General features: G+C 32.7%; 18 protein-coding genes. All 18 read left to right on the top strand.

Going from position 1 to position 21687, the window contains the following annotated elements:
* The first annotated feature begins 480 nt into the window (after positions 1-480).
* The 18 genes from IWB64_RS14000 to IWB64_RS13915 all read left to right on the top strand — a co-directional run bounded on the left by IWB64_RS14000 (position 481) and on the right by IWB64_RS13915 (position 21594).
* Positions 481-2373 carry an Ig-like domain-containing protein gene (locus tag IWB64_RS14000; RefSeq protein ID WP_194534584.1) on the top strand — a complete coding sequence of 631 codons (1893 nt, stop codon included), beginning with the start codon at positions 481-483 and terminating at the stop codon, positions 2371-2373.
* A gap of 553 nt (positions 2374-2926) precedes the next feature.
* Positions 2927-4120 (top strand): hypothetical protein, encoded by a 1194-nt coding sequence (locus IWB64_RS13995; protein ID WP_226975899.1) that lies wholly within the window; start codon positions 2927-2929, stop codon positions 4118-4120.
* On the top strand, positions 4120-5346 hold the full coding sequence (locus IWB64_RS13990) for an oligosaccharide flippase family protein (RefSeq protein ID WP_194534582.1): 1227 nt from the start codon (positions 4120-4122) through the stop codon (positions 5344-5346). The genes IWB64_RS13995 and IWB64_RS13990 overlap by 1 nt, the downstream gene beginning before the upstream one ends.
* A gap of 104 nt (positions 5347-5450) precedes the next feature.
* Positions 5451-6653, top strand: coding sequence for a glycosyltransferase (locus IWB64_RS13985; protein ID WP_194534581.1), 1203 nt, complete (start codon positions 5451-5453; stop codon positions 6651-6653).
* 302 nt (positions 6654-6955) lie between these two features.
* On the top strand, positions 6956-7960 hold the full coding sequence (locus tag IWB64_RS13980) for a polysaccharide biosynthesis protein (RefSeq protein ID WP_194534580.1): 1005 nt from the start codon (positions 6956-6958) through the stop codon (positions 7958-7960).
* Positions 7961-8389 (top strand): hypothetical protein, encoded by a 429-nt coding sequence (locus IWB64_RS13975; RefSeq protein ID WP_194534579.1) that lies wholly within the window; start codon positions 7961-7963, stop codon positions 8387-8389.
* 74 nt (positions 8390-8463) lie between these two features.
* Complete coding sequence (locus IWB64_RS13970) at positions 8464-9597, top strand: polysaccharide biosynthesis C-terminal domain-containing protein (RefSeq protein WP_194534578.1); 1134 nt, start codon at positions 8464-8466, stop codon at positions 9595-9597.
* 26 nt (positions 9598-9623) lie between these two features.
* On the top strand, positions 9624-10760 hold the full coding sequence (gene wecB / locus IWB64_RS13965) for a non-hydrolyzing UDP-N-acetylglucosamine 2-epimerase (protein ID WP_194534577.1): 1137 nt from the start codon (positions 9624-9626) through the stop codon (positions 10758-10760).
* Positions 10761-10929: 169 nt separating this feature from the next.
* Entirely contained in the window at positions 10930-11949 is a 1020-nt protein-coding gene (locus IWB64_RS13960) for a glycosyltransferase (RefSeq protein WP_194534576.1), read from the top strand.
* 22 nt (positions 11950-11971) lie between these two features.
* Complete coding sequence (locus IWB64_RS13955; protein WP_194534575.1) at positions 11972-13114, top strand: glycosyltransferase family 4 protein; 1143 nt, start codon at positions 11972-11974, stop codon at positions 13112-13114.
* A gap of 154 nt (positions 13115-13268) precedes the next feature.
* Positions 13269-13880: a sugar transferase gene (locus IWB64_RS13950; RefSeq protein WP_194534574.1), complete on the top strand. Its 612-nt coding sequence runs from the start codon at positions 13269-13271 to the stop codon at positions 13878-13880.
* Positions 13877-14896, top strand: a complete 1020-nt coding sequence (locus tag IWB64_RS13945; RefSeq protein WP_226975898.1) for a glycosyltransferase — start codon at positions 13877-13879, stop codon at positions 14894-14896. The genes IWB64_RS13950 and IWB64_RS13945 overlap by 4 nt, the downstream gene beginning before the upstream one ends.
* Positions 14893-15861 carry an ATP-grasp domain-containing protein gene (locus IWB64_RS13940; RefSeq protein ID WP_194534572.1) on the top strand — a complete coding sequence of 323 codons (969 nt, stop codon included), beginning with the start codon at positions 14893-14895 and terminating at the stop codon, positions 15859-15861. The genes IWB64_RS13945 and IWB64_RS13940 overlap by 4 nt, the downstream gene beginning before the upstream one ends.
* Positions 15845-16501 carry an HAD family hydrolase gene (locus IWB64_RS13935; protein ID WP_194534571.1) on the top strand — a complete coding sequence of 219 codons (657 nt, stop codon included), beginning with the start codon at positions 15845-15847 and terminating at the stop codon, positions 16499-16501. Before IWB64_RS13940 ends, IWB64_RS13935 begins: the two co-directional genes overlap by 17 nt.
* A 295-nt stretch (positions 16502-16796) precedes the next feature.
* Positions 16797-17846: a GNAT family N-acetyltransferase gene (locus IWB64_RS13930; protein ID WP_194534570.1), complete on the top strand. Its 1050-nt coding sequence runs from the start codon at positions 16797-16799 to the stop codon at positions 17844-17846.
* Between the two features lie 12 nt (positions 17847-17858).
* On the top strand, positions 17859-19106 hold the full coding sequence (locus IWB64_RS13925; protein ID WP_194534569.1) for a GNAT family N-acetyltransferase: 1248 nt from the start codon (positions 17859-17861) through the stop codon (positions 19104-19106).
* Between the two features lie 140 nt (positions 19107-19246).
* Entirely contained in the window at positions 19247-20623 is a 1377-nt protein-coding gene (locus tag IWB64_RS13920; protein WP_317171981.1) for an MBOAT family O-acyltransferase, read from the top strand.
* 5 nt (positions 20624-20628) lie between these two features.
* Positions 20629-21594, top strand: a complete 966-nt coding sequence (locus IWB64_RS13915) for a hypothetical protein (RefSeq protein WP_194534567.1) — start codon at positions 20629-20631, stop codon at positions 21592-21594.
* Positions 21595-21687: the final 93 nt, after the last annotated feature.

Genomic DNA, 21687 nt, shown 5'->3' with positions numbered 1-21687 from the left:
ATAATTTCTCAATAGCCCTCAATAAAAATTTAGCCATTGAGGGCTATTTTTTTATTCTACCTGCTTTAATTATAATTAATTGGTAAATTGGGAATTAGCTATCTTTCCATATAACAAACTAAAAAAGTTTCAGCGTTTTTAATGTTTGATAAAAATTAAGAACACTAATTACCAATATACATTTAATTTTAAAATTGTCTCAATTGATTCATTATTGGAGAAAAATTATGACTTGTTAATAAACAATGTAATTCGTCGGAATAAAATAAAATAATCGTTAATAATTATGCTATTCATCGAAATTAAATGTATTTCGACAATATATTAGCCTCTAAGCACTTATATCTATATCTATGTAATTGAAAATCATATATTACAAATATAGTTTGGTATTCATCCCCAAAGTGAACCCATCCTATTAAAAGTCAAAATCTTAACCTACTTATGACCAGTCTATTAAAAAAACTTATAAGGATTACTATGCCTTTTTTTATTTTAATTATAATCTTCTCATGTAGCAGGGATGTTGATCTTCTGGCTGACTACCTGGTTACAGACTCTCATGAAGCCAAATTATATCAAGGATTAATAAATGATGACTTTTATTTAGCAGCAACTAATACCCCTTTAGTATTGGATGTCCTAGCCAATGATGGCTTTGAAGATATTGATAATGTCAAAATTATAGACATTTCAACACCCGCTAATGGAACTATTACAACTAATGAAGATAAAACCTTAACATACACCCCTGAATCAATTAATGACTCGGGAAATACCACGGAAAAAGATATAACAGAAATTCCAAATAACACGGATAACAACCCAGCTGAAACTACAACTGAAACTACAACTGAAACTGAAACTGAAACTGAAACTGAAACTAAGGAAGATAGTTCAGAGTCAACAGAAACCTTCACTTACACTACAGAAACACAAAATGAGAATAAAGAAACCACAATTCAAACAGGTACTGTTACCATAAAAATAAGTAAGGAGTATGGAGAACTAAAAGCCTTCCCTTCTGCTTATGGCGCGGGGTCAAATGCCACTGGCGGACGTGGTGGGTCCGTGTATCATGTAACTAATTTAAATGATAGCGGTCTAGGTAGCTTCAGAGATGCCGTAAGCCAATCTAATAGATACATAATATTTGATGTATCAGGGACTATTGAATTGAAATCCAATCTAACTACTAGTTCTGACAATTTAACAATTGCGGGACAAACAGCACCTGAGGGAGGAATTTCAATAACAGGAGACCTTTTTTTGATGAGTAGGTGTGACAACATAATAATGAGATATATCAGATTTAAACCTAAATATATTCCAGAGTATATTAGCTCTGGAAATAACAAAAACACTGGATATGACGCCCTTAACCTTACACATATAACAAATTCAATATTTGATCATGTTTCAATTGCTTGGGGTGGTGATGAAGCTGTAAGTGTTGTTGGTGATAGTGATAATGTAACATTCCAAAATAATCTTGTAATTGACAGTCATAAAGGCATGATACTGGGAGATGGAAACAACACTACATACATTGCAAGTATGTCTCTATTAAATAACGTATTTGTAAATTCAGGTTATAGATTTCCCAACGTTTGTGTTTCAAATGCAGAATCAATTAACAATGTAATTCACAATTGGGCTAGAAACCTCAATGTATTTCCTTGTAGACAGGGTTCTGCTAGGTTTAACGAAATAAACAATTATTACCAAAGAGGAGAAAGACCCACCAATGTTTTAAGTTCTAAACAACATGGTGCTACTTGGCTAGACCTTAGGTTCCAACAAGATGCCAAGGCTTATACAAATGGTAATGTGATTAATGGAGTTCTTGGTGCTGACGATGATAATTGGCAAATGTATAGAATGAGATTTGATGTCACTAGTGGTCCTCATGCTGGTTTAAAGCAATGGGATCCAGCACCTAATGATTTTAGGTCAAATACTCCTTTTACACTACTTGGTCATCCAGTACCAGTAAAAACGGCAGAAAATGCTCTAAAGACAGGGCAAGATAATGCTGGGTGTTCAAAAAGACTTCACAGCAATGGTTCCATTTCATCAAATTACGATGCTATAGATAACACTTTTTTAAATTATGTGAAAACAAATACTGTGGTTAAACATGCTAAGGCTGACGACGTACTTAAAGCGTCTTATTATATTGAGTATCATCAAAATGTAAACTCCATCCCTTTTGAAATTAGAGCGCACAATTATGATTCAGATAAAGATGGAATGCCTGATGAATGGGAATTAATTGCTGGAAGTAACCCGAAAATTGCAGATCATAATGATGATAAAAACAACAACGGTTATACAAATCTTGAAGAATATTTAAATCTTATAGATTTTTGATTTAGCCTACTATTGAAAATACCCAATGTTTTAATAGTTCTAATTTTTTATTTTTGAACACGAAGGAAAATTTTAACACATTCTTAATATTATGTATTTAGTAGCTCTGCAGATACATGTCCCTTTGTTTGAAATACTCTAAAGAGCTTTAATAAATGTTAATATATTTTCAAAAAAACTATAGCCAAATCAAAGAACCTTTCATAAAGTACTACTATCAAAATCGATTTTAACTTCCACTTTAAAACAAGCGCTGCATTTGAAAGATGTAATAGAACCCTCTTTTTAACGTTCATTATTTGAAATAATGCCAGTAAACTAAAATACCAATGTACTATTCTTTCAAACGAATATAATGGTATTTCCGATTTTTGTCAGGTGAAATTTATATTACGAATAAATTAAATTGTCTATTTATTACCTTTCCATATTCACTGAATTATATAAGAACTACGTCTTTTTTAAAAGAGTACAATAAATTAGAATGTTCATCGTATTTTTGGTATATATTTTAAAGTAACCTATACTCAAACAATTATTTTAAATGCATGATTTGAGCAAATCACAACAACAGGAAAAAATAATTTCATTCTTTCTTTATTCCGGCTTGGTTTTTGGTCTTTTATATGTCTACTTTGCTCAGGAAAGATTATACTCTTCAATGACCAATGGATCTATAGCACTTGGGCCTGAGAAGTTTTTACGTATTTTTTCGGTCATTTGTATTTTCATTACCACCTTCCTTAGTATTTTCTCTTCCAGAGGTAAATATGCGGTATCTATTTTTTTTAGTTATTCAATTTTGCTATTAACAATCACTCTGAACTATGCTGTAAGTGGGGCAGATTTCTCTGACATGGCTCAATTTATGTCGAATAGAGGAATTGGGACTTGGATATGTTTAGGTGTAATTTTTGTTGGACACCATAATAAGCGTTACGAAACCTTCAAAAAATTCGCTTTGTTTTCCGCTATATTTATATCAGGACTGTGTATTTATAATTTTTTTGATTTTGGAGTTGGGCTCTGGAGAGGGCAAGCCTTAAGTAAATACAGAGTATATGCTACCAATATGGTTTGGATAGCACCTTATGTTTTTCTTATCTTAAAAAATAATAATGAATTTAAGTGGGCTAGAGTGTTTGTTTTATTCATGGGCGTTTTAATGGCTCTAATAACTCAAACCAGATCTTTTTTATTGATATACGTTTTAACACTTTTGTTTGACTTCTTTAATACAAAGAAAAAAGGATCATATTTAATACCATTGTTTACAGGTGTTTTAGGTTTCGTTTACTTAGTCTTAAATACTTCTATATTCAAACAATCCTTAGATCTATTAATTAATAGAGGTACCAATGACACAAGATCTGAGCAACTACATGTTTTTTTAAATCAATTAAACTTTATTGATTTAGTTACAGGAAGGGGTCATTTTGCTTATTACCAGCTTGGTAACGAAGTATGGACAGCTGTTGACAATCAATGGCTTTATTTATTGTGGTGGGGTGGTTTAATACCTTTTCTCTGTTATTTCTTTTTAGCGTTCGTGGCTCCGATTATTCTGATTTTGAAAGGTAACTTAGATTATGAAACTAGAGTTGAATGTTTTGTTCTTGTTTTATGGGTTTTAGGTTTAACAGGGTTAGCCATTTATAGTACAATGTCTGTCGAGTTTTTCTTCTTTACTATGAGTATAGTTTTAGGAAGAGTTCTATATAAATTTAGTTTATCCAAAACTCAATAATGAAGGCATCGTATAAAAAAATACTTACCATGTATGGTGCTAGTATTCTAGCAATAGTATTTGGTTTTTTAGTAAGTATTTTCAACTCAAGAGTCCTGGGGCCAGAAGGGTTTGGAGATTACAAGTTTATAGAAACTGTGGCTCGTTTTATTGCTAGTTTAGTTTCAGTAGGGTTTTTCATATCCATTTCACGATTATTGGCTATCAACACGAGTAATTTAGAAAAAAAGAAATACATTGGTCTTTTTACCATTATTTTTTTCGCAACTTCTGTATTAGGCATTTTTATATTTCTTGGTTTCTCATATTTTCAACCTTATTTTTTTGACAATAACCTCTCCTCTACTATAAGAATGAATTTCTTTATAGTATTGGTTATTCTAGGTCACCTGGCACTTGCTGAAATTCTGAAAGGATTACACCATATATATACTATTTCCATCATTAGTGTATTACCTTCTGTAGCCTATCTTATTTCAGCATACATAGCTAGAACATATTTAAATATAGAAATTAACGCTGAAATAGTTTTATTTCTATATTACGGTATACTTCTAATAACTCTTCTAATTGTAATTTCAGGTCTTAAACCTAATTTCAAATACGAAAAACAGTTTGTAAGAAATTTATTAAAAGAAAACAAGTATAACGGTAGACCTATCTATTATGGTAGTCTTGCGGGTGTAGCTACAACTCATATTGCCGGTCTCAGTATTTCCTATTTCATGAATAATTCTCAAGTAGGCTTCTTCATGCTTGCCTTGACGGTATGCGGCCCTTTACTTGTAATCCCATCTGTGCTTGGCACTATTTTTTTCAAACAATTTGCTACAATTAAACATATCCCAAAAAAAGTATTTTACTTTAGTACACTTGGTACTGCTTTTGCGCTACTTATATTCTATCTTTTTATTGATATTGTTATAGTCACTTTTTATGATACCGCATATTTAGAAGTTGCCAATATATCTAAATATTTAATTTTAGGTTTTATATTTCATGGTTTTGGGGACTTAGTAAATCGCTTTCTTGGAGCGAAAGGTCAAGGCAAATTACTTAGAAATGCGGCTTATTTTGTTGGAGTTATGAACATTTTAGGATACACCCTACTTATCAAGTTCTTTGGTATCAATGGAGCGATTTTAACAAAAATTTTAGCAAGTGGACTATATTTTTGTATCATGCTTTATTATTATCATAGGTTTGTTAAAGAAAATAAAATTTAAGAAAAACCATATAGATATATCATTCTAATATAGTTATGCCTATTCCTTAATTATTTTCTGAGATAAACTCTAGAACTCATTTTAATTTTTCTTTTCAACGTACAATGGAAAACTTTAACTATTATATATTTAGTAATTGTGATTTTTCTTACAATAGTGCAGCTAAAACCCGAATGCTTTACTACGCTAAAGCACTAGCTGGTGAAAATCATACCGTTTATTTAATAACCTGTTGTTCTACAAAATTTAAAAAAAAGGACTTTACACAAGTTGTCCCTAATGTGTACATTCTGGACCAAAAAAAAACAACAAAAAACATATTCCAAACATTTAATTTCCTTAGACACTTAGATGCTTTTTCAAAAAAGCAAAATGGAAAAAATATGTTTTTGATTTACCCTATGACATTTGTTTTTTTGGAACTTTTAACTGCAGTGTATCTTAAACTCTTTAAAAAACGTATTGTTTTTTACGAACTAAACGAAGTTAGAAAACATGCTTCCGCTGTACACGAAGTTTTATCATTCAAAAAACTTAAATACTCCATTAAGAAAATTATGTTTAAAATAGTTTTTACCATAACTGAACCCATCCTTAAACTTTTTGACGGATTAATTTGTATTTCTACTGAGATAGAAAAATATGGTAAAAAATTTAATAGCAATACAGTCCGTATTCCTATTTTGACGGATCCCGATATTGAGGTTTATATTTCTGATTCGGTGTATACTACCAAAGGATATTTTAATATCGGTTTTTCAGGTTCAATTATACCTAGTAAAGAAAACTTAATTGAATTTATAAATGTGCTTAATAAACTTACAACAAACAAGCAGAAAATAAAATTCAACATGTGCGGGCCAACAAAAGATAAATATTACAGTCAAATGTTGGAAATTGAAAAAAAGAAAAATACAATCAATTATTATGGTAACTTAAACCCTAGTGAGCAATCCAATTTTTTAAGGCAACAAGATTTATTAGTTATTCCAAGAGGATACAATTTACAAAATAACTATGGCTTTTCAACAAAACTATCTGATTACCTAAATCACAAAAAAGTAATATTAATAACAGATATAAGCGATAATGGATTATATATTAAAGATGGAATAAACGGTTTTATCGTTCCTCCAAATGACAATGAATCTATGTACGACAAGTTACTGTATATTATTTATAATTATAAAAATGTTGAAAAAACGATTGTTAATAATGCACAAAAAACATCTCAAGAAGAATTTAGTTATCAAAACTTCAGAAAACCTCTTAGAGACTTTTTTAATAGAATTAATAAAAATCATTAAAGCTTAAAAGTCAAGTTTTTGGACAACCATAGTTATGTAGAAATAGCATGCACTAAAAGTAATCTTTCAAGAAAATATTTTGCCTTTTTAGATAATTTCAGATTAGATAAAAATTATGATTTTAAATCATAACAATAAAAAATTCTATTTCAAGTTTGATAGTTAAGTTCAAATGGTTGTTGATTTAAAATTTCCTCCAAAAAACTTGTTAAATTTGAAAAAGTGAAGATATTATACATCAGTTCAAAATCTGTAAATTTTATATAGTAATTTAAAAAAATTCGATTTATAAATAACATACCATGTTCAAAGATAAAACCTTATTAATTACTGGAGGAACAGGCTCTTTCGGTAACGCAGTACTTAATCGTTTTTTAAAAACCGACATTAAAGAAATTCGCATTTTCTCTCGTGATGAAAAAAAGCAAGATGACATGCGAAATTCATTAAAAAATGAAAAATTAAAATTCTATATTGGAGATGTTCGCGATTACAATAGTATTGCCAGAGCAATGAGCGGTGTTGATTACGTATTTCATGCTGCAGCCTTGAAACAAGTGCCTTCTTGCGAGTTTTTCCCAATAGAAGCTACAAAAACTAATGTATTCGGTACTCAAAATACCATTGATGCTGCAGTGGCTAATAAAGTAAAACGAATAATTTGCTTAAGTACCGATAAAGCTGCTTACCCTATTAATGCAATGGGAATAAGTAAAGCCTTAATGGAAAAAGTAGCGGTTGCTGCTTCAAGAAACATTCCGAATGACGATACAATCGTTTGCTTAACACGATACGGAAATGTAATGGCATCAAGAGGTTCTGTGATTCCTCTTTTTGTAAAACAAATTGAAGAAAAAACACCTTTGACTATTACAGACCCAAATATGACGCGTTTTTTAATGTCATTAGATGATGCTGTTGATTTGGTGCTTTTTGCTTTTGAAAAAGGTAGCCAAGGTGATCTTTTTGTTAACAAAGCTCCTGCTAGTACTATTGGTGAATTAGCAAATGCTGTAAAAACTATATTCAAAGCTGATAATGATATTAAAATTATAGGAACCCGCCACGGTGAAAAACTATATGAAACCCTTTGTACTCGTGAAGAGATGCAAAAAGCGGAAGATTTGGGTGAGTTTTATAGAATTCCAGCAGATAATAGAGATTTAAATTATAGCAGGTATTTCTCTGAAGGTGAACCCGACGTTAGTGTTATTGAAGACTATCATTCGCACAACACTACCCAGTTGACCGAATCAGAGTTAAAACAAACCTTATTAGATTTAGATTACATTAAAGAACAGCTCTAAATGATTTTTCATAAAGTTTTTGACGGCTCTAATTTTTCTGATAAACGTGGTGGATTAATTTTTTTTAACACGTTCGATATGAGTGAGCTTGTTCGCATGTATGAAATATCACCTAGTGATACGACTAACATCCGCGGCTGGCAAGGGCATAAAAAAGAAAAGAAATGGTTTTATTGTAATGCAGGATCTTTCATTGTTAACTTGATTAAAGTAGATAATTTTGAAAAACCTTCCAAGACGCTCGTAGCAAAACGACATGTTTTAACTGCAGAACAACCCCGTATTATAGAAATATCAGGGGGGTATGCGACTGCATTTAAAGCTAATGAAGCCAACTCAAAACTAATTGTTTTTTCAAATTTTTCTTTAGAAGATTCCCAAGAAGACGATTTTAGGTTTTCTGTAGATAATTGGACGGCTGCCTGGTAATCAAGTTTAAAATATTTCCGTCTTCGCGGAATTTAAAATATAATACTATTAATACTGAAATAAATTCAGCATAAATGAAAAAGATAGGAATCACAGGGCAAGCAGGTTTTGTAGGCAATCACCTTTACACTACCCTATCGTTAGATGAAACGGTAGAATTAGTTTCTTTTAAAAGAGAATATTTTGATAACCCTACAGCTTTAGGGCGTTTTGTTAGCCAATGTGACACCATTGTGCATTTAGCTGCTATGAATCGTCATGAAGATCAAAATGTTATCTACAATACTAATCTAGAATTAGTAGATAAATTAATTTCATCATGTATAAGACAGCAAGTTAAACCTCATATTTTATTCTCGTCGTCGTCTCAAGAAACGAGTGATAATCTTTATGGAAAATCAAAAAAGGAAGGTAAAGCAAAACTGATGAATTGGGCAGATACCAGTGGTGGAAAATTCACTTCAATGACCATACCTAACGTATTTGGTCCTTTCGGCAAACCTAATTATAATTCTGTGGTCGCTACATTTTGTCATAAAATAGCTCATGGAGAAATCCCAGAAATATTAAATGATAGTGAATTAGGACTCATTTACATCAATGAACTGGTGCAACTTTTCATTAACGTAATACAAAACACACTAGAAACAAAAGCTATTGGGAAAAATAGCTACGAGTTAGCAATAAAACCCAATCATCCTAAGAAAGTCTCAGAAGTATTGAGCTTATTGAATCAATATAAATCTGATTATGTTGAAAATGGTGTATTCCCAAATCTAGAGGATTCTTTTGAAAAAGCTCTATTTAATACTTTTAGATGTTATGTACCACAAGAACATTATCCTGTAAAATACACAAAACATACGGATCCTCGTGGAAGTTTTGTGGAAATAGCCAGAACTCAAACAAGTGGCCAATTTTCATTTTCAACAACAGTCCCAGGTATAACCCGTGGAAATCATTTTCATTCTAGAAAAGCTGAACGATTTGCTGTAATTAGTGGTAAAGCATTAATACAATTACGGAAAATTGGCACAAAAGATATTATTAGTTATTATTTAGATGGAAAAGAACCTTCCTATGTAGACATGCCAATCTGGTATACTCATAATATCAAAAATATCGGTGATGAAGAATTAATTACTCTTTTTTGGATTAACGAACCATATAATCCTATTGACCCTGATACATATTTTGAAAACGTTTAATAATTTTATTATATAAAATAGAAGATTTGAAAAAACTAAAAGTCTTTACCGTAGTAGGCACACGACCAGAAATCATTAGGTTGTCATGTGTTCTTAATGCCCTTGACGCTAATCAAGCTATTGAGCACATTCTTGTTCATACTGGTCAGAATTATGATTATGAATTAAACGAAATATTTTTTGATGATTTGGGTATAAGAAAACCAGATTATTTTCTTAATGCAGCTGGTAAAAATGCTACTGAGACTGTTGGTAACATACTTATAAAAATAGATCCACTTTTGGAAAAAATAAATCCAGATGCTTTTTTAGTCCTTGGAGACACAAATTCTTGTTTATGTGCCATTCCTGCTAAAAAAAGAAAGATACCTGTTTTTCATATGGAGGCTGGCAATAGATGTTTTGATCAACGTGTTCCCGAAGAAACCAATAGAAAAATCGTTGACCACGTTGCTGATATCAACATGACTTATAGTGATATTGCTCGAGAGTATTTGCTCCGTGAAGGCCTTTCTGCTGATCGTATTATTAAAACGGGAAGTCCGATGTTTGAAGTTTTAACGAATTTCAAGACCAAAATCGAAGCTTCTACTGTTCTTACTAAATTAAATTTAGAAAAGCACAAATATTTTGTGGTTTCTTCCCATCGAGAAGAAAATATAAGTAATCCTCAAAATTTTAACGGTCTTATAGACTCTTTAAATCGAATTGCAGAAAAATATAACTATCCAATTATAGTATCTACCCACCCACGTACAAGAAACATGTTGGATGCTAAAAAAGTAAAAACACATAAGAATATTCAATTTTTAAAACCACTTGGATTTTCAGACTACAATGCTTTACAATATCATTCTTTTGCCGTTTTATCAGATAGTGGAACAATCTCCGAAGAATCATCAATATTGAATTTCAGGGCTTTAAACATTAGAGAAGCCCATGAACGACCTGAAGCAATGGAAGAGGCGTCCGTTATGATGGTAGGAATGAATCCTGAAAGAATTCTACAAGCCTTAGCTGCATTAGATGTACAAGAAAGAAATCCTAATAGAAATTTTAGACCTGTAGGTGATTACTCAATGCCTAACGTAAGCGATAAAGTGGTTCGTATTATTCTATCTTATGTTGACTATATTAATAGGGTAGTTTGGTCAAAACACTAATGATTATTATTTAAGTAATTTTTAAAAACCTCTGTAAATTAAATATGTTTTGATTAAGATTTATTTATTATGATTATTAAAAATTAAAAATCTGACAACCAAAAAAAATACTTGGCTCTTTGTTCTCCCCACAGATAGCGTACAAGGCTCAGAACATATTGTAAAAAGTATGGCGCTCTATGTATTGGGGTGCAGACAGAAATGTCGTGTCATTATATTATCAAAAAAAACTAGTAATGGCTGGAGCGATCTAGAAGAAAACCTTAATATCGTTTATCTTCCCTTCAATTCATATTTTGTTGGTGCGATCTACCTCCTACCCTATCTATTCTTTAAAAGTTATGGAGATGTATCCTTTACTTTCTCATCTCAGACCATAATAAACGGTACCTTAGGCTTAGCCAAAAGATTAGGCGTTATCAAAGCCAAAGTTATTCTAAGGGAATCCAATTCTATATTTCAACTTTTAAGCGGTTATAAACTAAAAATTTATTCTCTCTTTTATGCTATGGGGTATAAAGGCTCATCTTTGGTGATTACACAAACCGACTATATGAAAAGGCAGCTTATGGAAGCACTCCCTGCTTTAACAAAAAAGCTGAACATCAAAACTATTTCTAACCCCTTCAATTTTGATGATATTAATACAAGAACCGGAGCTATAGACAAAGAATATGAAACTAAAAAGTTCATTGTTGCCGCCGGAAGGTTGGCTCCCGCAAAAGGTTTTGATATTCTTATAGAAGCGTTCAAAGATATAGCTGTAATCAACAACGACTTAGACTTAATTATTCTTGGTGAAGGTGCGGAAAGGAATAATCTTAATAAAAAAATTGAAGAATTAGGTTTGAAAGAAAGGATTCATATGCCCGGTTATGTAAAAAACGTATACGCGTACTTTAAAAGAGCCGAGGTTTGTGTGTTATCTTCTCGTATTGAAGGGTTCCCAAACGTACTTTTACAGATGATGTCTCAAAACACAGCTATAGTTGCAACCTTAAGTGCTGGTGGTATTGAAGACATTCCAAACATCCAAACATGCCCTACTGAAAATACGGAAAAACTAAAAAGTAGTATAATTAATGTACTCCAAAGTGATACCAAAGCCAATAAACCTATATTTGATTCGTTCTTAAAGTCAAGAACACAGTCTTCATTCTATGCTCAAGTAATGGAATCTGTTAAATAATTTATTCCAGATAAATTGATTTATGAATACCAACAAAAATATACTTATCCTCTGCTCCGCGTCGTTTTCTTTGAGTAATTTTAGGGGAGACCTAATTAAACACTTGTTAAGCAAAGGCTTCAAGGTATACTGTGGTGGACCTGACTTTGAGGAAAGCACATTAAATTTGGTTAGAGATTTAGGAGGCATTCCTATTCCTTTTCATTTGCAACGAACTGGTTTAAATCCCTTAAGTGATTATAATACAATTCAAGAATTAAAAAACTTGATGACAGAGCACAAAATAGATATTCTTTTTCCATACACCATTAAACCGGTAATTTACGGTTCATTCGCTGCCAAAAAACTTGGTATTCCGGTAATTTCGCTTATAACTGGTTTAGGCTTCACTTTTAGTAGGGTCACCACAAAGGCAAAAGTATTACAATCAGTAACTGAATTCTTGTATCGTAAAGCTTTAAAGAGTAATAAGGCCGTTATTTTCCAAAACTCAGATGATCTTCAGCTTTTTAAAAACCATAAAATTGTTGCTGAAAATCAATCGTTACATGTTGTAAACGGTTCTGGTATCAATCTAGAGAAATTTGCTTTTAAACCAAGGAAGCATTCATTAAACAGTGCTGTAAAGTTTGTTCTTGTAGCCAGGTTAATGAAAGAAAAAGGTGTTGAACTGCTTATGAACGCAGCTAGACAATTAAAACCTCAATATCCCAATTCAGAATTTCATATCATTGGTGAACCTCCAGAAAATAGTAGTTCTGCCGTGTCTAAGAAAGAACTTGAGGAGCTAAATGAAAATGGAACTATTGTCTATCACGGAAAATCCATGAATGTTGCGAAAGCTATTTCAGAATTAGACATCTTTGTTTTACCTACCTATTACAGGGAGGGAGTACCAAGATCTATTCTTGAAGCACTATCTAGCGGGATGCCCATAATAACCACAATGCAACCCGGATGTAAAGAAACGGTTCTTGATGGTAAAAACGGTTTTTTGATTGCTCCTAAAGAAGAAAAGCCTCTTGTAGAAGCTATAAAATACTTTTTAGATAACCCAGAACAGATTGAGATTATGGGACAAGAAAGCAGAAAATTAGCAGAAAATAAGTTTGATGTAAATCTGATTAATAATGATATTTTAAGTATAATAAAAGAACACGCATAAAAACTTAGATAGTATTTAAACCGGTGATGATTTATGGCTAGATACTAAAGAAAAATACTTCTCAGCCCTACAACCATAAAAACCGTAATTGGTCTATTTACACCAATAAAAAGAACGTATTATAGTTAATTTACTTTAGTATTATTTAGCCACCATGTATAAAGATTTTTTAAAAAGGGTTTTAGATTTTTTAATAGCACTATTTGGCTTAATAGTAGCTGGCCCCATACTAGTATTCGTTATAGTCTTCTTAGCTGTATCCAACCAAGGAGACGTTTTCTTTGTCCAAAAGAGACCAGGTAAGAATGAGAAGATTTTTAAAATCTTCAAATTTAAGACCATGAATGATAAAAAAGATGAAAACGGAAATTTACTTCCAGATGAAGTAAGACTTACATCTATAGGGAAATTCATTAGAAAAACATCTCTTGACGAATTGCCTCAATTATTAAATGTTCTAAAGGGCGAAATGAGTCTTATTGGACCTAGACCGCTTTTAGTATCCTACCTACCCCTATACAATGAAACACAGAAGAAAAGGCATTTAGTTAGGCCAGGTATCACTGGTTGGGCGCAAGTAAATGGCCGAAATGCCATAGCATGGGATAAAAAATTTGAATATGATGTTTGGTATGTTAAAAACCTATCTTTTTTGTTAGATTTGAAAATAATTCTTTTAACAGTTCAGAAGGTTCTTAAAAGTGACGGAATTAGTTCGGATTCAAGCGCTACAATGGAAGTTTTTACAGGAAATAGTAAAATATGAAGTTAAGTATAATCATTCCCTGCTACAATATGGAATTATATCTACAAGAATGTGTAGATAGCCTATTGAACCAAAAATTAAATCCTGACGAATACGAAATCATCATCGTTAATGATGAATCTAAAGATAATACTCTTAAAATTGCCGTTGATTACTCCAAGCAAAATGACCATATAAAAGTTATCGACAAAAAAAATGCAGGCGTTGGTGCTGCACGTAACTCGGGTTATGATTTGGCGCAAGGCGACTATGTCTACTTCTTAGACCCTGATGATTATCTTGCCGAAAACACATTACCTGTATTATTAAAATTAGCAATAGATAACGATTTGGACATCCTGACGTTCAAAACGAAGTCTGTTGTAGAAAAAAAACATCCTGTTTCTGATAATTTAAGTGACCAATTGGCCCCACTTACCATTGAGGATGGCATTTCTTACGTAGCCCACAGAAAACATCAAAATGAAATTTGGTGGTATTTGATTAAAAGAGATTTTATTAAAAATACGGGGATACGATTTATTGAGGGTAAATGGATGGAAGATGCTATACTCACGGCAGAACTGTTCTGCCAGGCGAAAAGAATGGCTCATATTAACTTAGACACACATAGGTACCGTATTCTGCCAACATCGGCTATGCGAAATAAAAGTCCTGAACACTATAACAAAGTAATTTACGATAATGCAAATGCAGCTCATGCCTTTGATAAGTTAATCCTAACGATACCTAGTAATCATCCAAATGCAGAAGCCTGTATTAAACGTTTGAAAACAAGACAACAATCGTTTGTTTTTTTTCTTATGGTTCGTTTAATGAAATCAGATATCTCGGTTTCGGAGATTCCGGCAATGTTATCAGACTTTGAAAAAATAGACGCTTACCCATTAAAGAAATTCATAGGAGAAGATTATCACGGAATAGGCTATTCATGCTTGGTTTTCGTATTTAATAGAAAACCTTTGATAAATCCGTTCATAAAGATGTTCCGATCTTTTTATACTTTAACACAATGAATATCCTCATCTCTTCTGCCGGTAGGCGCGTGTCTCTGGTTAGAGCATTTCAAAAAGAACTTAAAAAGCTATATCCTGAAGGAAAGGTTTATGCTTCTGATGCAGACCCAACCCTTTCAGGTGCATGCCAAATAGCCGATGGCTATTTTAAAGTACCCTTTGTTACCCATCCAGACTATTTTAATGTTTTAATAAAAGAATGTAAAAGCCGTAATATAGGCTTACTGATTCCAACTATAGATACGGAACTATTGCCATTGGCACAAAATAGGTTGCTTCTGGAAAATAATGGAATCGTTCCTGTTGTAGCTTCAACTGATTTTGTTAGTAAATGCAGAGATAAAAGGCAAATCCACAAATTTTTTGAAGAACATAACGTTGCCGTAGCTAAAGAGTTTACTAAAAAAGACTATACCCTACCTCTATTTATCAAACCAATTGATGGTAGTAGAAGTGTAGATACATATCTAATAAAAGACCAAAAAGACCTGACTGATTACCATTTTGAAAATGATAAACTAATGTTCTTGGAATATCTTGATCATGATGTTTACAACGAGTTTACTTGTGACCTGTATTACGGTAAAGACAACAAGTTAAAATGTGTGGTACCCCGTAAGAGAATTGAAGTTAGGGATGGTGAGGTTTATAAGGCTTTAACCGTAAAAAATCTTCTCGTTAATTATATTAAGAAGAATCTAGGGACCGTAAATGGCGCTGTAGGGTGTCTTACCGCTCAGTTTTTTGTACATAGTATAGAAGATAAGATCCGCGCTATTGAAATAAACCCAAGGTTTGGTGGTGGTTATCCCCTATCCTATCTATCGGGTGCCAATTATCCAAAATGGATTATAGAAGAATTTGCTCAAGGAAAACAAATAGAAGAAAGTTTTGATTGTTGGGAAAAAGACCTTCTTATGATTAGATACGATGACGAAATTTTAGTACATGGATATAAAGGTTGATGAAAAAACGGTTATCGTTTTTGATTTGGACGATACGCTCTATAACGAATTGGACTATCTAAGGTCTGCTTATTGTGCTATAGCCAAAGAACTGAAACCAAAACAGTGGGAAAATCTTTTTGCCCAAATGTTCTCTATGTACAGAAATAAAGAGAATGTATTCCAATATTTAGCGGCTACTTTTAAAGTTGAAAAAGAGCTATTAATAACGCTGTATCGCAATCATAACCCATCAATCATTCCATTTCAGGGTGTTCTTCCTCTCCTAAAAGCTATTAAAGATAAAAAAGGTAAACTAGCCATAATTACGGATGGCCGAAGCAAAACACAAAGAGCAAAGCTCAATGCTCTCGGCATTACAGACTACTTTGACAAAATAGTAATTTCCGAAGAACTGGGTACTGAGAAACCAGATGCCAAGAATTACCTTTCCATAGAACAGACTTTTACTGGCTATACATGTTGTTATATTGCCGACAATGTTAGAAAGGATTTCATTGCGCCAAATAAACTAGGATGGGAATCTATAGGGCTAATTGATAACGGACGAAACATTCATAGTGATTCGTTTCTTTACTTTACTAAAGAGAACCTTCCCAAGACATTTGTCAAAAGAATTAGTGATATAAAAATCACATAGATTCCCATCGATTATTCTATCGATAGAATCAAAAAGTTAGTGTGCTTTTTTTTGTAAGTCACTATCAAAGCGGTAAATTTACAGTATTAATAATTAAGTATAATCCTTTGTAAACAGTGGGTTTAAGAACAAAAGAATATAATTGATTTTTAATCAAATGGCTCCTATACCAGGTCATTTGTTGACTATTACCTTTGAAAATTTTTATTACGGATATAATCCGTTTTTTAAATCAAATCAAAACCGAACCACTGAAGTAGGCTTTATGGTCTCTTCGGATTTTTAATCAACCTAAATGATTGAAATCTTAACGGAAAGAAGTGAGTGGAACAACATTATAAAAACTGTTGAACACTGTGATTTTTACCACACCTACCACTACCACTATCTCTCAAAAGGAGAAGATGAAACTCCTATACTCATACATTACGAAGAAGAAGGTTCTAGTATAATCTTACCTTTAATGTTAAGAGATATTGAAGGAACAAGCTACAAAGATGTTACCTCAGTTTATGGTTATGCCGGTCCTTTGTGCAGTACTAAAAGTCTTAATTTTGAAAATACAAAGTTTAAAAGCGAGCTAAAAAAACTGTTTTTGGAACAAAAGATTGTTTCCGTTTTTTCTAGGCTTCACCCATATATTGATCATCAAGAAGAAATACTTGCCAATATTGGTGAAATTTCCAGTCCTGGCGAAGTAGTCTATATTGACCTCACCTTACCAATTGATTTACAACGTCAGCAGTATAGCAGTCGTTTAAAGACCTATATTAATAAATCTAGAAAAGTCTGTTCGGTTAGAAAAGGTACTTCAGAAGAAGATATTCGTGCTTTTATAGATATCTATTATGAAAATATGCGCAGGGTAAATGCGGATGAAAGTTACTTTTTCAACGATCGTTACTTCTATCAATTCATGCTTAGTTCTTTTTTCAAGACAGAGCTTCTACTATGTGTTATAGACGAAACCAATGAAGTTATAGCTGGTGCCATGTTCATAAAGATGGATGACATTGTGCAATACCATTTATCCGGCTATAAAGAAGAGTATTTAAATCTTAATGCCATTAAGTTGATTATTGATACGATGCGTATTAATGCAACCGAAGAAGGTTACAAGTATTTTAACCTTGGTGGCGGAAAAGGTGTTAAAAACGATTCACTATTCGCCTTTAAGTCTACATTTTCAAAAAATCACAAGCCCGCCAAATTTTGGAAGTACATTGTAAACCCTAAGGTTTATAAAGATCTTACCGAAAAGCAAAAGGAGTTTCTTTCTGACAGCACCAATGATGGCGAAAGCAATTTTTTTCCAGCGTATCGCCAAATACCCAAATCACATTAAGCTGAATTTCTTTTGATACAAAATAACCCATTTTTATCGGATACCTACACTTCTATTTGGTCAAAACATTTTGATCAGAGCAAGAAATCCATTAAGTTTAATTTTCTTAAAAACATTGGTTTTTACAGACATGCAAGCCTACCGCTATACGTCAATTCAGGAAAAACCTTAACCAAGGGCATGGATTATAGTTTAGATTCTGAGCAATATTCAGAGGACTATAAGAACAAGGTATTCCTGATTTATGACGTACCTGCTTATTTTAATACTAAATGGCAAGCACCTTCTGATTCTACCTTAAAACTCTACCGATCAAAGCAGTATCCTGGTTTTTCTGTTGAGCTAGGACAATTAAGCAATTTTAACGAGTATATGCTCGCTACTTTCAGCAAGAGCAGTAGGTATAAACTTAACAAATACAAAAAACGATTTGAGGCTTGTTTTGAGGTTTCGTATAAAATGTACTACGGCGAAATTACCAAAGAGGAGTATGATGTTGTTTTTGACTCATTTAAGGAATTGCTTACCAAGCGCTTTGATGACAAACAAATAACCAATAACAATCTTGATCCGGAAGAATGGCAGTTTTATTATGACGTTGCCTATCCTTTAATTCTAGAAAACAAAGCTTCATTATTCGTTATTTATGACGGAGCAAAGCCTATTGGCGTTACCCTAAGCTACCATTCAAATACCGTTCTTTTTGATGCAATCACTGTTTTTGATATTGATTACGCTAAATTTCATTTGGGTTCTGTTACTATCATGAAATTGATTGAATATTGCATATCCGAAAAAATAGAAGTCTTTGATTTTTCTAAAGGCTACTTTGATTACAAGACAAGATGGTCCAATAAAACCTATGATTTTGATTATCATATTTTATATGATTCAGCCTCCTTTACATCTAAAGCATTGGCCTTTGGTTTAAAGTCTTTTTTTGATTTTAAACAAAAACTGCGAGATAAAAATGTAAATGAAAGGCTACATCGGTTTACTTATAAACTTAAGAATCGTAAAGCAGAAGTTAAGACAGCTGAAACCCAATTTAAGTTTGATGATATCTCTACAGAACCAATCCCAAATGAACTTGTAGAAATAGATTTGAACTTAAATGAAAACCATAAAATAAAAACCCTAGCATTTGAGTTCTTATACCTGAACGATGAATGTTCTATAAATCTCAAGGCTTTTACAGATGCTGATAATCAATACTATTTTATAGGGAAGACTAAAAAAGTAAAGGTCTCTGCAACGTAGTTTCATTTAGGCGTATTCAGGTTAATTATAAAAGAATGATTTTTAACTAAAATTAGATAACAGTGCTATTCAATTCGCTTGATTTTTTGATTTTTCTTCCGGTGGTATTCGTGCTGTATTGGTTCGTTTTCAAAAAAAGCTTGAAGATTCAAAATCTATTGGTTATAGTTGCCAGTTATGTCTTCTATGGCTGGTGGGACTGGCGTTTTCTTATTCTTATCTTTTTCAGTACCGTCTTAGATTTTTTGGTTGGTCAGCAAATTTTCAAGAATCAAGATAACAAACAGAAAGCTAAATATTGGCTGTGGGTCAGTGTGGCTTTCAATTTAGGACTTCTAGGCTTCTTTAAATACTTCAACTTCTTTATTGATTCATTTATTGAGTCCGTAAACGCGTTAGGGTATAACATAAAAAGTGTCTGGACGCTCCGTATCATTCTGCCTGTGGGTATCTCGTTCTACACATTTCAGACCATGTCATATTCATTTGACATTTATTACAAAAAACTTAAACCTAACAAAAATTTTGTTTCGTTTGCGGCTTTTGTGGCTTTCTTTCCACAGCTGGTTGCAGGACCTATTGAGCGGGCTTCCAATTTATTGAACCAAATTAATACACGCCGTGTTTTCAAATACGAACAGGCTACAAGTGGTTTAAAATTAATTCTATGGGGCTTTTTCAAAAAACTAGTTATAGCAGATTCGCTGGCACCTATTGTAGATGATATTTTCACCAATTATACAGATTACTCTGCCTCTTCCTTAATTTTGGGCGTATCACTATTTAGCTTTCAGGTATACGGAGATTTTAGTGGTTACACAGATATTGCAATAGGTACGGCCAAACTCTTTGGAGTAGAACTGATGTCTAACTTTAAGTTTCCCAACTTTTCACGGAATATTGCCGAGTATTGGCAAAGGTGGCATATATCGCTCAGCACCTGGTTTAGGCACTATCTATATATTCCTATGGGAGGTTCCCGAGTGAGCAAATTAAAATCATTGAGAAACATTGCCGCTATTTTCTTAGTAAGTGGACTATGGCATGGGGCAAATTGGACTTTTGTTTTCTGGGGAGGAATTCACGCTCTACTCTATATTCCAGTATTTTTAATGGGAAGAAATAGGGTCTACGCTGATAATGTTCTTGCCGAGCGCACATGGCTTCCTAGTATTACAGAAATTTTTCAGGTACTTCTAACGTTCTCTTTAGTCACTTTTTCAAGAATATTTTTTAGGTCTCCATCTTTATCCTATTCTTTTGATTTTATTAAGCAGATAGGAAATAAATTTTATTACGAACCCTACATGCACCCCATGGGGTATAGAATGTTAGACTTTTATTTATTGGTAGCCCTCTTTATCGTCTATGAATATTTGATTAGAAGAGATGAGCGAAATCCATTTAAATTCAGCTCTCCAATAGTTCGGTTTTTATTATATACGCTAGTAATTATGAGTATATTATTGTTCTATGATGATGGCGTAAACCGTTCATTTATTTATTTCCAATTTTAATTAGGATGAAAAAATTTATTCTAAAATCAGTTTTATATATTCTCTTAATCCTTCTTTTGTTAGAAGTGATTGTTAGGGTGTTCCACCTCTATACCGAAGATCCACCAAGATTTATAGATGTATATGGTGTAGAAAAACGGGTGCCCGACCATGATGGATATGCAGTTACCGGGAATAGAAACCAGAACTACTCAAAATTTCATATCAACAAAGCAGGTTTTAATTCATTTAGAGAATTTACCCCTTCGGCAGATAAATATGAAATGGCACTAGTGGGAGATTCCTTTATTGAAGGGTTTCACCAGGATTTCTCTAATTCCATAGGTAAACAGATTGAAAACCAGACAGAAGGTGTTGAAGTATACGAGTATGGTTATGCAGGATACGATTTTGCTAATCAAATGCATTTGGTTCATGCGTATGAAAAAGATTTTCAATTTATAGATCAAATTGTTTTATACTTGAATTATGAGAACGATTTAGGTCGTGCGGTTTACGAACCTAACAAAGACCGTATTAAAATGCTCTCTTCTACCCTATTTAAAATACGTGATAATATCAAATTGCTAGCCTATGGTAGTAAAATTGGTATTGTAGAGCCTCTAAAAAAACTTGCTCAGCGTGGGGTAGCATTTAATGAACCGGAAAAGGGCTATCAAACAAACGAATTGAAAGACAGCGAAGAAGAAGAATTAAAACGTGATCAAAAACGAATAGAAAACTTCAAAAGCTTAATTAATCTATACGGTTTGGATAAAAGTAAAACCAGCTTACTTCTAGATAGCAGAAAAACGAGCGAGCGGTTCCTGGATTTTTGCCGTAATAATGGCATCAGGTATATAGACTTTGCTCCTAATTTTGAAGCATCCAAAAAACCTACCACCCTTATATATGACCATCATTGGAACGCCCATGGTAGATCACTTATAGCTAAAGAATTAGCGGATTATCTAAAAAAAACAAAAAAATAGTAAGTGGTGAACAAAATTTTCGACTTGTACAAAAGTTGATTCTGACCACTATATGAATTCTACAAATTTCTTTTTCGACGCATATACTAAAAA

The organism is Zobellia nedashkovskayae (genome assembly GCF_015330125.1).
Lineage (GTDB): Bacteria > Bacteroidota > Bacteroidia > Flavobacteriales > Flavobacteriaceae > Zobellia > Zobellia nedashkovskayae.
The sequence above is the reverse complement of the archived record's forward strand: the minus strand, read 5'-3'. Positions and strand labels throughout refer to the sequence as shown.

Bases quoted from the DNA above. Each gene is read 5' to 3' on its own strand.
- IWB64_RS14000 (WP_194534584.1), top strand. From the start codon at position 481: ATGCCTTTTTTTATTTTAATTATAATCTTCTCATGTAGCAGGGATGTT.
- IWB64_RS13990 (WP_194534582.1), top strand. From the start codon at position 4,120: ATGAAGGCATCGTATAAAAAAATACTTACCATGTATGGTGCTAGTATT.
- IWB64_RS13985 (WP_194534581.1), top strand. From the start codon at position 5,451: ATGGAAAACTTTAACTATTATATATTTAGTAATTGTGATTTTTCTTAC.
- IWB64_RS13980 (WP_194534580.1), top strand. From the start codon at position 6,956: ATGTTCAAAGATAAAACCTTATTAATTACTGGAGGAACAGGCTCTTTC.
- IWB64_RS13975 (WP_194534579.1), top strand. From the start codon at position 7,961: ATGATTTTTCATAAAGTTTTTGACGGCTCTAATTTTTCTGATAAACGT.
- IWB64_RS13970 (WP_194534578.1), top strand. From the start codon at position 8,464: ATGAAAAAGATAGGAATCACAGGGCAAGCAGGTTTTGTAGGCAATCAC.
- IWB64_RS13960 (WP_194534576.1), top strand. From the start codon at position 10,930: ATGGCGCTCTATGTATTGGGGTGCAGACAGAAATGTCGTGTCATTATA.
- IWB64_RS13955 (WP_194534575.1), top strand. From the start codon at position 11,972: ATGAATACCAACAAAAATATACTTATCCTCTGCTCCGCGTCGTTTTCT.
- IWB64_RS13950 (WP_194534574.1), top strand. From the start codon at position 13,269: ATGTATAAAGATTTTTTAAAAAGGGTTTTAGATTTTTTAATAGCACTA.
- IWB64_RS13945 (WP_226975898.1), top strand. From the start codon at position 13,877: ATGAAGTTAAGTATAATCATTCCCTGCTACAATATGGAATTATATCTA.
- IWB64_RS13940 (WP_194534572.1), top strand. From the start codon at position 14,893: ATGAATATCCTCATCTCTTCTGCCGGTAGGCGCGTGTCTCTGGTTAGA.
- IWB64_RS13935 (WP_194534571.1), top strand. From the start codon at position 15,845: ATGGATATAAAGGTTGATGAAAAAACGGTTATCGTTTTTGATTTGGAC.
- IWB64_RS13930 (WP_194534570.1), top strand. From the start codon at position 16,797: ATGATTGAAATCTTAACGGAAAGAAGTGAGTGGAACAACATTATAAAA.
- IWB64_RS13915 (WP_194534567.1), top strand. From the start codon at position 20,629: ATGAAAAAATTTATTCTAAAATCAGTTTTATATATTCTCTTAATCCTT.